General features: G+C 43.9%; 21 protein-coding genes. All 21 read right to left on the bottom strand.

Annotated elements, in window-relative coordinates; translation table 11 throughout:
• Nucleotides 1-56: 56 nt before the first annotated feature.
• The 21 genes from wecC to rplN all read right to left on the bottom strand — a co-directional run bounded on the left by wecC (nucleotide 57) and on the right by rplN (nucleotide 12,958).
• Nucleotides 57-1,274, bottom strand: coding sequence for a UDP-N-acetyl-D-mannosamine dehydrogenase (gene wecC, locus HHX48_RS15340; RefSeq protein ID WP_191026303.1), 1,218 nt, complete (start codon nucleotides 1,272-1,274; stop codon nucleotides 57-59).
• Entirely contained in the window at nucleotides 1,261-2,391 is a 1,131-nt protein-coding gene (gene wecB, locus HHX48_RS15335; RefSeq protein ID WP_191026302.1) for a non-hydrolyzing UDP-N-acetylglucosamine 2-epimerase, read from the bottom strand. Before wecB ends, wecC begins: the two co-directional genes overlap by 14 nt.
• Nucleotides 2,388-2,726, bottom strand: a complete 339-nt coding sequence (locus HHX48_RS15330) for a hypothetical protein (protein WP_191026301.1) — start codon at nucleotides 2,724-2,726, stop codon at nucleotides 2,388-2,390. The genes wecB and HHX48_RS15330 overlap by 4 nt, the downstream gene beginning before the upstream one ends.
• An 18-nt stretch (nucleotides 2,727-2,744) precedes the next feature.
• Nucleotides 2,745-3,914 (bottom strand): hypothetical protein, encoded by a 1,170-nt coding sequence (locus HHX48_RS15325; protein ID WP_191026300.1) that lies wholly within the window; start codon nucleotides 3,912-3,914, stop codon nucleotides 2,745-2,747.
• A 525-nt stretch (nucleotides 3,915-4,439) separates the two neighbouring features.
• On the bottom strand, nucleotides 4,440-4,838 hold the full coding sequence (gene rplQ, locus HHX48_RS15320) for a 50S ribosomal protein L17 (RefSeq protein WP_191026299.1): 399 nt from the start codon (nucleotides 4,836-4,838) through the stop codon (nucleotides 4,440-4,442).
• Between the two features lie 41 nt (nucleotides 4,839-4,879).
• A complete protein-coding gene (locus HHX48_RS15315) occupies nucleotides 4,880-5,869 on the bottom strand; it encodes a DNA-directed RNA polymerase subunit alpha (protein WP_139755157.1) in 990 nt (329 codons plus the stop codon).
• Between the two features lie 19 nt (nucleotides 5,870-5,888).
• Entirely contained in the window at nucleotides 5,889-6,509 is a 621-nt protein-coding gene (gene rpsD, locus HHX48_RS15310) for a 30S ribosomal protein S4 (protein ID WP_191026298.1), read from the bottom strand.
• A gap of 24 nt (nucleotides 6,510-6,533) precedes the next feature.
• Nucleotides 6,534-6,926 (bottom strand): 30S ribosomal protein S11, encoded by a 393-nt coding sequence (rpsK, locus tag HHX48_RS15305; protein WP_137168129.1) that lies wholly within the window; start codon nucleotides 6,924-6,926, stop codon nucleotides 6,534-6,536.
• Between the two features lie 17 nt (nucleotides 6,927-6,943).
• On the bottom strand, nucleotides 6,944-7,300 hold the full coding sequence (rpsM, locus tag HHX48_RS15300; protein ID WP_139755155.1) for a 30S ribosomal protein S13: 357 nt from the start codon (nucleotides 7,298-7,300) through the stop codon (nucleotides 6,944-6,946).
• 169 nt (nucleotides 7,301-7,469) lie between these two features.
• Nucleotides 7,470-7,583 (bottom strand): 50S ribosomal protein L36, encoded by a 114-nt coding sequence (gene rpmJ, locus HHX48_RS15295; RefSeq protein WP_013786217.1) that lies wholly within the window; start codon nucleotides 7,581-7,583, stop codon nucleotides 7,470-7,472.
• Between the two features lie 25 nt (nucleotides 7,584-7,608).
• A complete protein-coding gene (secY, locus tag HHX48_RS15290; RefSeq protein WP_191026297.1) occupies nucleotides 7,609-8,928 on the bottom strand; it encodes a preprotein translocase subunit SecY in 1,320 nt (439 codons plus the stop codon).
• 5 nt (nucleotides 8,929-8,933) lie between these two features.
• Entirely contained in the window at nucleotides 8,934-9,368 is a 435-nt protein-coding gene (rplO, locus tag HHX48_RS15285; protein WP_139755153.1) for a 50S ribosomal protein L15, read from the bottom strand.
• 3 nt (nucleotides 9,369-9,371) lie between these two features.
• Entirely contained in the window at nucleotides 9,372-9,551 is a 180-nt protein-coding gene (rpmD, locus tag HHX48_RS15280) for a 50S ribosomal protein L30 (RefSeq protein ID WP_044058207.1), read from the bottom strand.
• A gap of 6 nt (nucleotides 9,552-9,557) precedes the next feature.
• Nucleotides 9,558-10,058, bottom strand: a complete 501-nt coding sequence (gene rpsE / locus HHX48_RS15275) for a 30S ribosomal protein S5 (protein ID WP_108568767.1) — start codon at nucleotides 10,056-10,058, stop codon at nucleotides 9,558-9,560.
• 9 nt (nucleotides 10,059-10,067) lie between these two features.
• Nucleotides 10,068-10,421, bottom strand: a complete 354-nt coding sequence (rplR, locus tag HHX48_RS15270) for a 50S ribosomal protein L18 (RefSeq protein WP_139755152.1) — start codon at nucleotides 10,419-10,421, stop codon at nucleotides 10,068-10,070.
• A 12-nt stretch (nucleotides 10,422-10,433) separates the two neighbouring features.
• The gene (gene rplF / locus HHX48_RS15265) at nucleotides 10,434-10,967 is read right to left on the bottom strand and encodes a 50S ribosomal protein L6 (protein WP_191026296.1); all 534 of its coding nucleotides are present in this window, start codon (nucleotides 10,965-10,967) and stop codon (nucleotides 10,434-10,436) included.
• 14 nt (nucleotides 10,968-10,981) lie between these two features.
• Nucleotides 10,982-11,374 carry a 30S ribosomal protein S8 gene (rpsH, locus tag HHX48_RS15260; protein ID WP_139755150.1) on the bottom strand — a complete coding sequence of 131 codons (393 nt, stop codon included), beginning with the start codon at nucleotides 11,372-11,374 and terminating at the stop codon, nucleotides 10,982-10,984.
• 13 nt (nucleotides 11,375-11,387) lie between these two features.
• Entirely contained in the window at nucleotides 11,388-11,693 is a 306-nt protein-coding gene (rpsN, locus tag HHX48_RS15255; protein WP_139755149.1) for a 30S ribosomal protein S14, read from the bottom strand.
• 13 nt (nucleotides 11,694-11,706) lie between these two features.
• Nucleotides 11,707-12,246 (bottom strand): 50S ribosomal protein L5, encoded by a 540-nt coding sequence (gene rplE / locus HHX48_RS15250; protein ID WP_139755148.1) that lies wholly within the window; start codon nucleotides 12,244-12,246, stop codon nucleotides 11,707-11,709.
• Between the two features lie 16 nt (nucleotides 12,247-12,262).
• On the bottom strand, nucleotides 12,263-12,577 hold the full coding sequence (gene rplX / locus HHX48_RS15245) for a 50S ribosomal protein L24 (protein ID WP_191026295.1): 315 nt from the start codon (nucleotides 12,575-12,577) through the stop codon (nucleotides 12,263-12,265).
• A gap of 12 nt (nucleotides 12,578-12,589) precedes the next feature.
• Entirely contained in the window at nucleotides 12,590-12,958 is a 369-nt protein-coding gene (gene rplN, locus HHX48_RS15240) for a 50S ribosomal protein L14 (RefSeq protein ID WP_139755146.1), read from the bottom strand.
• Nucleotides 12,959-13,049 lie beyond the last annotated feature (91 nt).

Raw genomic sequence — 13,049 nt, 5'->3', positions numbered from 1 at the left:
CTAAATAGTAGAAAACTCGCCCCCTCATAAAAGAAGGGGCATTCGTAGCTGAATTTTTATTTAAACAAACCTGCGAAGTCTAATGTTGCTTCAGTATTAGAATGCGACTTAAATTGCTTATGGGCTACAAGGTAGACGACAATATCTGCATCTAACGCCACTGACTCATCGACGAGTTCTAATCCGTCTACTTTATCTACGTTTGGTTCAACAGAAATTATATTTAATTCTTTATCGAGGGCTATAGCTATGCGTAATGCAGGAGATTCTCTTAAATCATCAATGTCAGGTTTAAAAGCTAACCCCATGCAAGCTATTATAGGCTGTTTCCCATGTTGATTTTCAAACTGCAGCGCTGCGTTTTTGACTTTTTCGATTACCCAATCTGATTTATAATCATTCGTTCGCCGCGCTTGCTCAACCATTTTAGCTTTGCCGTTGGCTGAATTGACAATAAACCATGGGTCAACGGATATACAATGGCCACCTACTCCACAGCCAGGCTGTAGAATATTGACTCGTGGATGGTGATTCGCCAGTGATATCAGTTCATACACATCAATGTCCATATCATCACTCAACATAGACAGTTCATTAGCGAAGGCAATATTGACGTCCCTAAACGCATTTTCCGTTAGTTTTGCCATTTCTGCAGTCTTTGCTGTGGTTTCCAATACCTCGCCCTGTACAAAACTACGATAAAAATCTGCTGCGGCGTCGGTTGAAGCTTGGTTGATACCGCCTACTACACGGTCATTTTCTATCAGCTCACGCATGATGTGACCGGGTAGTACCCTTTCAGGCGAGTGGGCAACATGAATCTGAGAAAGATCTACACCTGCTTTTTCAAGTTCATCTGCCATCATCTGCGTTGTACCAACAGGAGATGTAGACTCAAGCAAAACAAGATTGCCCGGCTTAACATGGGGAGCGATAGCCTGAGTTGCTTTTACCACGTAATCTACATTGGGAACTGGTGAATTGGTAATTGGATTTAGTTGGTCGTGGTGAAATGGCGTTGGTACAGCAACCAGGAAAATATCGGCTGGAGCCGGCTCTAAATGTGCTGTCAGCATGCCACTGTTAACTGCGGAATTAACAAAGGTGTCAAGGTCAGGCTCAACAATGTGAATCTTGCCTTCGTTAATTGTGTCTACAGCATGTTTGTCTACATCGACGCCGTGAACTTTAAACCCTCTGTTTGCCAATAACGCTGCAGTTGGAAGGCCTATGTAACCAAGTCCTATAACACAGACTGTTTTATTGATTTCCATGATGATCCTTTAAAATCTGAATAATTCTATCGCAAGCTTTACCATCACCGTACGGGTTATGCGCAAAGCTCATATCTTTGTAAGCCTGTTTGTCGGTCAACAGACGAGTTAGGCTATTTGAGATTTTGTCTATATCAGTTCCTACTAACTGAACTGTGCCTGCGTCAACTGCTTCCGGGCGCTCTGTAGTGTCACGCATCACTAGGACAGGCTTACCTAAAGAGGGCGCTTCTTCCTGAATACCACCTGAGTCAGTCAAAATGATATAGGCTTGATTCATCAGATAAACAAACGGCAGATAATCCTGGGGCTCAATTAATTTAATATTGGAAACACCGCTCAATAATCTTTTGACCGGCTCCTGCACATTCGGATTAAGATGAACGGGATAAAGAATTTGACACTCTGGATGTGCCTCGGCAGTGCGGGCAAGCGCAGAGCATATGCGTTCAAATCCGCCACCAAAGCTCTCTCTGCGGTGACCGGTAACAAGAATCAATTTTTTTTCGCTATCTAAAAAGTCAAATTTGCGTTGCATTTCAGATAACAATCTCTCGTCACTGTCGAACTTTGCAGACACTTCAAGCAAAGCATCAATTACAGTATTACCCGTTACATGTACCGCAGCCAGCTGTATTCCTTCATTAAGAAGATTAGACTCAGACTTTTTCGTTGGCGCAAAATGTAATGAGGTTATGGCGCCGGTCAACTTTCTATTTGCCTCTTCTGGCCATGGTGAATAAATATTACCTGTTCGCAAACCAGCTTCAACATGCCCAACAGGGATCTGTTGATAATACGCTGCTAAACTCGTTGCAAATGTTGTCGCTGTATCACCATGTACCAATACAATATCAGGTTTGAATTCTGAAAAGACCCGCTTCATGCCTTGAAGTATACCTGCAGTTATATCAGTTAAATCCTGACCAGGTTTCATCAAGTTTAAATCAAAGTCTGGTGTTAGCTTAAACAAGTCGAGTACCTGGTCCAGCATTTCTCGATGCTGGGCAGTCACGCATACTTTAGAATTAATACCATCTGTAGTTGCTAGCTTTAACGCTAATGGGGCCATTTTTATGGCTTCCGGCCTTGTTCCAAATACAGTTAAGACTTTCATTTTTTTCTCAATTCAGTTAATTTCGTTTTTAAATCTAAAGCTTCTTTGTAATATTTCTCTAATAAATTCTGTGTTTCTTCGAGCTGCGCACTTAATTCTGAATTAGTACAATTAGTGTCATCATTAAATGAAGGAGATATTATCTCATTCAGGAAAGAATTTTCATCTTTGCTCTCCATCAACAGACGCTGTTGACAAAGCCAGATGTTTGTAGAGAAATATTTCTTCCCTATTTTTTCTTGTGCTAATTCGTAATACTTTTCTGCGTTAACGTAATCAGCATTAGCGAAAAAATAATTTGCCCTCGCAACGAAAACATTTTCATTATCTTCCATAAAGTATTCCTAAATAGATTAAATAGTATTTAATGGCCTAGGCATTCTTTTTTCATTCTCGCCGAATTCAATAAAATGTATCAGAGGGTTAATCTTTGATTGAAGAACATCTGGATAGGTAGACATGTACCAATTTGTATTAAACTTAGGCGATGGATTCCTACCTTCTGACGCACCAAATCTCAGATAATGCTCAGCAGGATCTACGAAAGAAGAAGCAACATCGGGGTAAGTATTAATGTACCAATCAGGATCGAAGTAAGCACTACTGTAAAGCGACTTTATTTCTGTTAGAAGCTTGGAATTTTTATCGTGTCTTTTAATTAACCTGACTAAAAGTGGGGAGGAAAGATTATAGATCTTCCATAGAAAAGATCTCTTGTAAATATTAAATTCTGCAACCTGACTTCTTAGCTCTTGTTCCTCAGACTGTTTTTTTAACAGCTTTCTCTCTAAACTGAGAACTTCCTTAGTTTTTCTCTTTTCAAGTTTTTCAAGTGAGTCCTTTAGTTCTTTTTCGTTTTCGATTTGATTATCTATCGTACACTCGAATGCTTCTTGTACTACGAATAGCTGCTTAAGAGTATTGTTAAACTCTAAGGCAGAAACGGTATGATTTCGCAACTTTTTAAATTGCTCTATATCTATTTTCCTTTGACTGAATTCAACCGGGTTATAACCATAGGGTTCCAATGCAGATTCAAGTGCGGAAAGGGATATATCATCATGATACTCAAAAAATCCAAGTAAATAGGTACAGTCGTCACACTTCAGGCTTATCGTTTTTTCATATATATCAAACGCAGAGAACACTGTATTACAGCTAAAGTTACTGTAAGTTGTAATAGCATTAGATATCGATATTTTAGCACTTGATTTTTTCAAATATTTCAGGATCCAACGTCTGTTTGCAACTAACGCATTTTTAGTTTCATTGAAATATGAATCTTTATAAAGGGTTTCTAAAATAAGGACTAAGATTGGCAGTAGAACGACATTAATTTCTATAGTTCTATCAAGGTTTTCTATCTCAACTAATTCAAATATATCTACCGGCTCTCTGATGATAATATTTTTTTTATCGTCAAATACTACGTCATCTAGCGTTTCAAAAACTGTGCCTTGATCTAAACCATCACAAAATTCTTGCCAGCTATATGAAGTATCAACTGTGCAATAAACAACCATCTTGTTCTCCTTGGCGGCTGAGTCAGTTTGTATGATTCGTTAAACAACTCACCCTGAATGCATTTTCATCTTGGTTATAGGTAGATTTTATCAAATAAATAGAATAAGAAATATAGTTTCTTGTTATATGCGGATAGCCGGATTAGCATAACTGCTTCAATTGAAAAAATTCCATTTCGCAAATAAACATCTTTTCAATTTCTAAGTTATACAATTCGCCAATGAAAAATTTTGAAGAATATTACAAAGAAAGTTAGAGAAATAATCAGAGGATTATTAAAAGCTTTAAGTGAACTCTTTCCTTTTCTCCACTAAAAAAGGAAAGTTTATGTACTTGAATCCTTGAATGTTAAATATTGCTATATCAAATTATCTTATAACCAAATAGGCCCTCATAGTCGACCATCTCTCCAGATGTTTATATTCTCGCCTATATCGGTAAAAAATAAGTACTAAAAGTAAAATTGTAGTACTCACAAAAAACCCGGCCGGAGCCGGGTTTTTTTATTGAAAGCTTTTTATAGCTTACTCTTCAGCTTCCGCAGCTTCTTCAGCAACTTCAACTTCAGGGCGGTCTACTAGCTCAACGAATGCCATTGGGGCATTGTCGCCTGCGCGGTAGCCACACTTAAGAATGCGTGTGTAACCGCCTGGGCGGGCCTCGTAACGAGGACCTAGGTCGTTAAACAGTTTACCTACAACCTCTTTATCACCAGTACGTGCAAAGGCCAGACGGCGGTTTGCTACACTGTCTTGCTTAGCAAGTGTGATTAGAGGCTCGATTACGCGACGTAATTCTTTCGCTTTGGGTAACGTCGTTTTGATCACTTCGTGCTTGACCAAAGAGCCGGCCATGTTTTTGAACATAGCTTGACGATGGCTGCTGTTGCGATTCAACTGACGACCACTCTTACGATGGCGCATAGTTTTATCCTTCTCTACAAATCAGTTTGATAAAAACCTGATTAATCTTTGTCAGCGATGCTCTCTGGTGGCCAGTTTTCCAGGCGCATACCCAGAGATAGACCACGAGAGGCTAACACGTCTTTGATTTCAGTTAGCGATTTCTTACCAAGGTTTGGCGTTTTAAGTAGCTCTACCTCAGTGCGCTGAACCAGGTCACCAATGTACTGGATAGCTTCCGCTTTCAAGCAGTTTGCAGAACGTACTGTCAGTTCCAGATCATCTACAGGGCGAAGTAGAATCGGATCGAACTCCGGCTTCTCTTCTTTCTGTACTGGCTCTGATACATCGCGCAGGTCAACAAAGGCATCTAACTGCTCAGCAAGAATCGTTGCTGAGCGGCGGATCGCTTCTTCAGGATCCAGAGTACCATTTGTTTCCATGTCGATGATTAGCTTGTCTAAGTCTGTGCGCTGTTCAACACGGGCAGACTCAACAGTATATGCAATACGCTCTACGGGGCTGAATGAAGCATCAACTAACAAACGACCAATTGGACGATCATCATCTTCTGAGGAGCGACGGGTAGAAGCTGGAATGTAACCACGGCCCATTTCTACTTTGATGCGCATACTGATTTCAGTTTCGCCAGTCAACGTACAAATCACGTGGTCAGGATTCACAATCTCTACATCACCATCATGCTGAATATCACCAGCAACAACAGGGCCAGCGCCAGACTTCACTATCGTTAACGTAGCTTCGTCTTTGCCTTCAAGACGAACTGCTAAACCCTTCAGATTCAGCAAGATTTCGATGACGTCTTCTTGCACACCTTCTTTGGTGCTGTACTCGTGTAGTACGCCATCAATTTCAACTTCGGTTACTGCACATCCAGGCATGGATGACAGTAAAATGCGACGCAGGGCGTTACCCAGAGTATGACCGAAGCCACGCTCCAGCGGTTCCAAAGTTACTTTGGCACGAGTAGGAGAAACGTTCTCGATCTCAACTAATCTCGGTTTTAGGAATTCAGTCACAGAACCCACAATGCTTCCTCTTTAGTTAGCTTTACTTAGAGTAAAGTTCGACGATCAACTGTTCGTTAATATCAGCAGACAGGTCAGTTCTTTCAGGAACGCGTTTGAACGTGCCTTCCATTTTATTGCTGTCAACTTCTATCCAGGTTGGCTTCTCACGTTGGTCAGCCAATTCTAAAGCAGCAAAGATACGCGCTTGCTTTTTAGCTTTTTCACGAACAGAAACCACGTCTTCGGCAGAAACGTTAAATGATGGAATGTTCACACAACGGCCATTTACCATGATCGCTTTGTGGCTAACCAGCTGACGTGCTTCCGCACGAGTGCTGGCGAATCCCATACGATAAACTACGTTATCCAGACGCTGCTCTAAAAGCTGAAGCAGGTTTTCACCTGTGTTGCCTTTAATACGTGCAGCTTCTTTATAGTAGTTGCGGAATTGTTTTTCCAGAACGCCATACATACGACGAACTTTTTGCTTTTCACGCAGCTGAACACCGTAGTCAGACAAACGGCCACGACGGGCACCGTGTTGACCAGGCGCTGTATCGATTTTACATTTTGAATCGATTGCGCGAACGCCGCTTTTCAGGAACAGGTCGGTTCCTTCGCGACGGCTAAGTTTGAGTTTTGGACCCAAATATCTTGCCATGTTCTTTCTCCAACTGTCCGTCGATTAAACGCGACGTTTTTTCGGTGGACGACAACCGTTGTGAGGAATAGGGGTCACATCGGTAATGTTTGTGATCTTATAACCAGTAGCGTTAAGTGCACGGATCGCAGACTCACGGCCTGGACCTGGACCTTTAACAAATACTTCAAGGTTTTTCAGACCGTATTCTTGTGCAGCAACACCTGCACGCTCAGCAGCAACCTGTGCAGCAAAAGGGGTAGATTTACGTGAACCACGGAAACCTGAACCACCAGATGTTGCCCATGCCAGAGCGTTACCAGAACGGTCAGTAATAGTCACAATTGTGTTGTTGAAAGACGCATGGATATGAGCCATTCCGTCTGCAACCTGACGTTTAGCGCGTTTACGCGTTGTACGAGTTGGTTGTTTAGCCATAACTTATACTCCCCCGCTTACTTCTTGATTGGCTTACGAGGACCTTTACGGGTACGCGCATTTGTTTTAGTGCGCTGACCACGTAGAGGCAAGCTACGACGGTGGCGTATACCACGGAAGCAACCCAGGTCCATCAAACGTTTGATGCTCATGGAGATATCACGGCGAAGATCACCTTCAACCATGAATTTACCGACTTCTTCACGCAGCTTCTCTACAGTCGCTTCGTCAAGGTCTTTGATTTTTGTTGATTCTGCAACACCAGCGTTAGCACAGATCTCTTTAGCACGAGTTGCGCCTACACCGTAAATCGCTTGAAGCGCGATTACAGTGTGCTTGTGTTCAGGAATGTTAATGCCAGCGATACGGGCCATTAACAGCACTCCTCTATATTAATATTGGTCGACAGCCTAAAAAGCCCGATAGGATACTTACCCGTCGACTAAATTGCAACATTAGGTTCATTCTAACGTAACAGACTAAGCTGAACCTGTCAGGCTCAGCTTAAAATCTATTCAAAAAGAATTTACCGCGTTTTTATGATTAGCCTTGCCTTTGCTTATGCTTTGGCTCTGTACAAATCACACGCACAACACCGTTGCGCTTAATGACTTTACAGTTACGGCAAATCTTCTTTACTGATGCACGAACTTTCATTACATCACTCCGTAGTGCACTAATCTTAGCGGCCGTAGCCTTTCAGATTAGCTTTCTTCAGAACAGACTCATACTGACTAGACATCAGATGCGTCTGTACCTGCGCCATAAAGTCCATGATAACTACCACGATAATGAGTAGTGACGTACCACCGAAGTAGAACGGCACATTCCAGGCAATTAGCATGAATTCAGGCACCAAACAAATAAAGGTTATGTAAAGAGCGCCAGCCAGTGTCAGGCGAGTCATTACCTTATCGATATAACGTGATGTTTGTTCACCCGGACGGATACCAGGGATAAATGCACCAGACTTCTTCAGATTGTCAGCTGTATCGCGAGGATTGAATACCAGCGCGGTATAGAAGAAACAGAAGAAAATAATCGCTGCTGCATAAAGCATCACGTACAGCGGCTGACCAGGCGAAAGCATTAATGCAACGTCCTGCAACCAAGCTGTTGATTCATTCTGACCGAACCATCCTGCGATAGTTCCGGGAAACAGAATGATGCTGGAAGCAAAGATTGGTGGGATAACCCCAGCCATATTAACCTTTAATGGTAAATGTGTACTTTGCGCAGCATAAACCTTACGGCCCTGCTGACGCTTAGCGTAGTTTACCACAATCCGACGCTGTGCGCGTTCAACGAACACAACAAGATAGATAAGGCCAATGATGATGGCGCCAATCAACAACAGGAATAATAAATTAATATCGCCCTGTCTCGCTTGTTCCGCAGTCTGACCTATCGCTGTTGGCAGACCGGCAACAATACCAGCAAATATCAGTATAGAAATACCGTTACCGATACCTCTTTCGGTAATTTGCTCACCCAGCCACATCAGGAACATTGTTCCTGTGACCAAGCTCACTACCGCCGTAAAGTAGAATCCGAAGCCAGGACTTATCACCAATCCATTAATCAGGTTTGGCAGGTTTGTCGCGATTCCAATTGCCTGGAACGTGGCCAGTATCAACGTTAAATAACGCGTGTACTGGCTGATTTTGCGACGCCCCGCCTCACCTTCTTTTTTAAGCTCCATCATCGGTGGATGAACCACTGTGAGCAACTGCATAATAATGGACGCAGTAATGTATGGCATAATGCCCAAAGCCAGAACGGATGCACGCTCAAGAGCTCCACCGGAGAACATGTTAAACATTTCAACGATGGTACCTTTCTGCTGCTCGAACAAGTCGGCCAGGACCGCAGGATCTATTCCAGGAATCGGGACATAAGACCCTAACCGGAATACTACGATCGCACCGAATACGAACAACAATCTCGCCTTAAGCTCACTAAGGCCGCTTTTCGCGCCCGAATCCAATCCTGGTTTAGCCATCTAGCTTATTCCTCTACTTTACCGCCGGCAGCTTCAATCGCTTCGCGAGCGCCTTTTGTCACCTTCAACCCGCTGACCGTTACAGCACGTGACGCTTCACCGCTCTTAACGACTTTAACAAACTGGATATGCTTTTTCACAATACCCGCTGCTTTTAAAGTCTCAAGAGATGCAGTGTCACCTTCTACCTTCGCGATTTCAGTCAACGTTACCTGGTCTGTGACCATGCTCTTACGAGACGTGAAACCAAATTTAGGCAGACGGCGCTGAATTGGCATCTGACCACCTTCAAATCCTGGCTTCACAGAACCGCCTGAACGGCTTTTCTGACCTTTGTGACCACGGCCACCGGTTTTACCAAGACCTGAGCCGATACCACGGCCAACACGCTTACCAGAACTTTTTGCTCCTGGAGCAGGAGAAATATCATTCAAACGCATGTCTTACTCCTCGACGATTTCAACCATGTAATTAACACGGTTGATCATGCCACGAACAGCTGGGGTGTCTTCCAACTCGCGAACATGGTTGATTTTACGAAGGCCTAAGCCTTTAAGCGTTGCTTTGTGCTTTGGCAGACGGCCAATCGCACTTTTTGTTTGCTTTACTTTAATCGTTGCCATGTTTGCTTACCCCAAAATCTCTTCTACTGACAACCCACGCTTGGCAGCAACACCAGCAGGAGAATTCATCTCTGTTAGTGCATTGATCGTTGCGCGAACAACGTTCATTGGGTTAGTCGAGCCGTAACATTTTGAAAGTACGTTTTGTACACCAGCTACTTCAAGTACTGCACGCATTGCACCACCGGCGATAATACCAGTACCTTCTGATGCAGGCTGCATGTAAACTTTAGAGCCAGAGTGACGACCTTTGATTGGGTGCTGCAACGTGTGACCTTTAAGGTCAACAGTTACCATGTTACGGCGAGCCTTTTCCATTGCTTTTTGGATTGCGGCTGGCACTTCACGTGCTTTACCGTAACCAAAACCAACGCGACCATTGCCGTCACCCACTACCGTCAATGCAGTGAAACTGAAGATTCGACCACCTTTAACCACTTTAGAAACGCGGTTTACAGCAATCAATTTTTCCAGCATATCACCGTTTTGAACATCTTGTTTAGCCATTATAAACTCCTAGAACTGAAGGCCAGCTTCGCGAGCTGCATCAGCTAATGCTTTAACACGACCGTGGTATTTGAAACCGCTGCGATCGAAAGCCACTTGTTCAATGCCTTTCTCTTTTGCACGCTCTGCGATGACTTTACCAACAACTGCCGCTGCTTCAGCATTGCCTGTTGATTTCAGATCTTTTGCAAGATCTTTTTCAACGGTAGAAGCTGCCGCCAATACTTCAGCACCGCCAGCGGCGATAAGCTGAGCATAAATGTGGCGAGGTGTACGGTTTACAACCAAGCGATGCGCGGCCAGTTCACGAAATTTTGCGCGTGCGCGAGTTGCGCGACGCAAGCGAGCTGCTTTCTTATCCATCGTATCACCCACCTACTTTTTCTTAGCTTCTTTACGACGTACATGCTCATCGGCATAACGAATACCTTTGCCTTTGTAAGGCTCTGGTGGACGATATGCACGGATGTTCGCCGCAACCTGTCCTACCACCTGCTTATCGGCGCCTTTAACGACGATTTCAGTTTGGCTAGGAGTTTCAACCGTAATGCCTTCAGGCATTTCGTACGCAACAGGGTGAGAGAAACCCAGTGTCAGGTTAAGTTTGCTACCTTGTGCTTGCGCACGGTAACCAACACCGTTTAACTGAAGCTTTTTCTCAAAACCTTGTGTAACACCTTGAATCATGCTGTTCAGAAGTGCACGTACAGTACCTGCTTGTGCCCATGCATCAGCAAAACCTTCGCGAGGTAGTGCTTTAAGCTGGTTTTCTTCCTGAACCACTTCAACTGCATCGTTGAAAGTGCGTGTCAAAGTGCCATTTTTACCTTTAACGGAAACATCCTGACCAGAGATAGAAATTTCTACACCTGATGCGATGTCTACCGGGGCTTTTGCTACTCGTGACATTTCAACTCCTCCGATTACGCAACATAACCGATGATCTCACCGCCCATGCCTGCTTTACGCGCAGCACGGTCAGTCATCACACCTTTAGAAGTCGACACGATAGCTACGCCTAGACCACCCATTACTTTTGGCAGCTCATCTTTTTTCTTATAGATGCGCAGACCAGGACGGCTTACACGTTCAATAGTGTCAATTACTTGCTTGCCTTCGAAGTACTTAAGTTCTACTTCCAAAACAGGCTTAACGTCACCAGAAACAGCGAAGTCAGTGATATAACCTTCTTCTTTCAGAACACCACAGATTGCAGTGCGCAGTTTAGAAGATGGCATAGCTACAGAGACTTTCTGTGCCATCTGGCCGTTACGGATGCGGGTAAACATATCCGCGATAGGATCTTGCATGCTCATTATCAGCTACTCCTTACCAGCTGGCTTTTTTCAAGCCAGGGACTTCACCGCGCATTGCTGCTTCACGCAGCTTGATACGGCTAAGACCGAATTTGCGTAGGTAACCATGTGGACGACCAGTGATGCGGCAGCGGTTTTGCTGACGAACTCTGGATGAATCACGTGGTAGTTGTTGTAGCTTCAGAACAGCGTCCCAACGCTCTTCTTCAGAAGCGTTAACATCGCTGATAATCGCTTTAAGTGCGGCGCGCTTTTCAGCGTACTTAGCGACAAGCTTTTCACGCTTAGCTTCACGAGCCTTCATTGATTCTTTTGCCATAACCCTACACCCCTTACTTTTTGAATGGGAAGTTAAACGCGTCCAGCAGAGCACGTGCTTCTTCATTATTGTCCGCACTGGTAGTGATAGTAATATCCATACCGCGAACCTTATCCACTTTATCGAAATCGATTTCAGGGAAAATGATTTGCTCACGCACGCCCATACTGTAGTTACCACGTCCGTCGAATGACTTAGGATTCAGACCACGGAAGTCGCGAATACGCGGGATAGCGATTGATACCAAACGCTCAAGAAATTCCCACATACGTTCGCCGCGCAGGGTTACTTTACAGCCAATCGGATAACCTTCACGGATTTTGAAACCCGCTACTGATTTTCTAGCAACTGTAACAACCGGCTTTTGACCTGCGATAGACGCCATATCGGCGGTCGCAGCTTCAAGCACCTTCTTGTCAGCAACTGCTTCACCCAGACCCATGTTCAGGGTGATCTTTTCAATCCGAGGGACTTGCATGACGCTTTTGTACCCGAACTGCTTCGCAAGTTCAGCTACTACTGTTTCTTTATAGAAATCATGCAGTTTCGCCATCGTACTCTCCAATTAATTAAACAAGTTCACCGTTCGACTTGAAGAAACGTACTTTCTTCTCGTCTTCAGTACGGAAACCAATACGATCCGCTTTACCCGTTGCCGGGTTAACAATCGCAACATTAGAAATGTGAATAGAAGCTTCTTTTTCTACGATGCCACCTGGCTCACCCAGTTGAGGGTTAGGCTTTTGGTGTTTCTTAGAAAGATTTACGCCTTCTACAACTACACGGTCATCAGATACCAGTACTTTAAGGACTTTGCCTTGTTTACCTTTATCTTTACCCGCTAATACGACTACTTCATCATCACGACGAATTTTTCTAGCCATTATCGTGACTCCTTATAGTACCTCTGGGGCCAATGAGATGATTTTCATGAAGTTTTCACTTCTCAACTCACGGGTAACCGGTCCAAAGATACGCGTACCAATTGGTTGTTTGTTGGCATTCAACAAAACAGCCGCGTTATTATCGAAACGGATGGTAGAACCATCTGCACGACGAACGCCTTTTCTAGTACGCACCACCACTGCGCTCAGTACGTCACCTTTTTTAACTTTACCGCGAGGAATTGCTTCCTTGACGGTAACTTTGATGATGTCACCGATACCTGCATAACGGCGATGCGAGCCACCCAGAACCTTAATACACTGAACCCTGCGAGCGCCGCTGTTATCTGCAACGTCCAGGTTAGTTTGCATTTGGATCATGTTAGTGCTCCGCTGATAAATTAAGACTCTCTCGAGTCGTTTAGCTGCTAAAAGCAACAACTATTGCTGCTTTTATGTACATACCCCCATA

The sequence above is a fragment of the Salinimonas profundi genome, from assembly GCF_014750655.1.
Taxonomy (GTDB): Bacteria; Pseudomonadota; Gammaproteobacteria; order Enterobacterales; family Alteromonadaceae; genus Alteromonas; species Alteromonas profundi_A.
Note: the sequence above shows the minus strand (reverse complement) of the source record. Positions and strands in the feature narration are given on the sequence as shown.

What these genes read in the sequence shown, in the direction of transcription:
- wecC (WP_191026303.1), bottom strand. Translation starts at nt 1,274, where the DNA reads ATGGAAATCAATAAAACAGTCTGTGTTATAGGACTTGGTTACATAGGC.
- wecB (WP_191026302.1), bottom strand. Translation starts at nt 2,391, where the DNA reads ATGAAAGTCTTAACTGTATTTGGAACAAGGCCGGAAGCCATAAAAATG.
- HHX48_RS15330 (WP_191026301.1), bottom strand. Translation starts at nt 2,726, where the DNA reads ATGGAAGATAATGAAAATGTTTTCGTTGCGAGGGCAAATTATTTTTTC.
- HHX48_RS15325 (WP_191026300.1), bottom strand. Translation starts at nt 3,914, where the DNA reads ATGGTTGTTTATTGCACAGTTGATACTTCATATAGCTGGCAAGAATTT.
- rplQ (WP_191026299.1), bottom strand. Translation starts at nt 4,838, where the DNA reads ATGCGCCATCGTAAGAGTGGTCGTCAGTTGAATCGCAACAGCAGCCAT.
- rpsD (WP_191026298.1), bottom strand. Translation starts at nt 6,509, where the DNA reads ATGGCAAGATATTTGGGTCCAAAACTCAAACTTAGCCGTCGCGAAGGA.
- rpsK (WP_137168129.1), bottom strand. Translation starts at nt 6,926, where the DNA reads ATGGCTAAACAACCAACTCGTACAACGCGTAAACGCGCTAAACGTCAG.
- rpsM (WP_139755155.1), bottom strand. Translation starts at nt 7,300, where the DNA reads ATGGCCCGTATCGCTGGCATTAACATTCCTGAACACAAGCACACTGTA.
- rpmJ (WP_013786217.1), bottom strand. Translation starts at nt 7,583, where the DNA reads ATGAAAGTTCGTGCATCAGTAAAGAAGATTTGCCGTAACTGTAAAGTC.
- secY (WP_191026297.1), bottom strand. Translation starts at nt 8,928, where the DNA reads ATGGCTAAACCAGGATTGGATTCGGGCGCGAAAAGCGGCCTTAGTGAG.
- rplO (WP_139755153.1), bottom strand. Translation starts at nt 9,368, where the DNA reads ATGCGTTTGAATGATATTTCTCCTGCTCCAGGAGCAAAAAGTTCTGGT.
- rpmD (WP_044058207.1), bottom strand. Translation starts at nt 9,551, where the DNA reads ATGGCAACGATTAAAGTAAAGCAAACAAAAAGTGCGATTGGCCGTCTG.
- rpsE (WP_108568767.1), bottom strand. Translation starts at nt 10,058, where the DNA reads ATGGCTAAACAAGATGTTCAAAACGGTGATATGCTGGAAAAATTGATT.
- rplR (WP_139755152.1), bottom strand. Translation starts at nt 10,421, where the DNA reads ATGGATAAGAAAGCAGCTCGCTTGCGTCGCGCAACTCGCGCACGCGCA.
- rplF (WP_191026296.1), bottom strand. Translation starts at nt 10,967, where the DNA reads ATGTCACGAGTAGCAAAAGCCCCGGTAGACATCGCATCAGGTGTAGAA.
- rpsH (WP_139755150.1), bottom strand. Translation starts at nt 11,374, where the DNA reads ATGAGCATGCAAGATCCTATCGCGGATATGTTTACCCGCATCCGTAAC.
- rpsN (WP_139755149.1), bottom strand. Translation starts at nt 11,693, where the DNA reads ATGGCAAAAGAATCAATGAAGGCTCGTGAAGCTAAGCGTGAAAAGCTT.
- rplE (WP_139755148.1), bottom strand. Translation starts at nt 12,246, where the DNA reads ATGGCGAAACTGCATGATTTCTATAAAGAAACAGTAGTAGCTGAACTT.
- rplX (WP_191026295.1), bottom strand. Translation starts at nt 12,577, where the DNA reads ATGGCTAGAAAAATTCGTCGTGATGATGAAGTAGTCGTATTAGCGGGT.
- rplN (WP_139755146.1), bottom strand. Translation starts at nt 12,958, where the DNA reads ATGATCCAAATGCAAACTAACCTGGACGTTGCAGATAACAGCGGCGCT.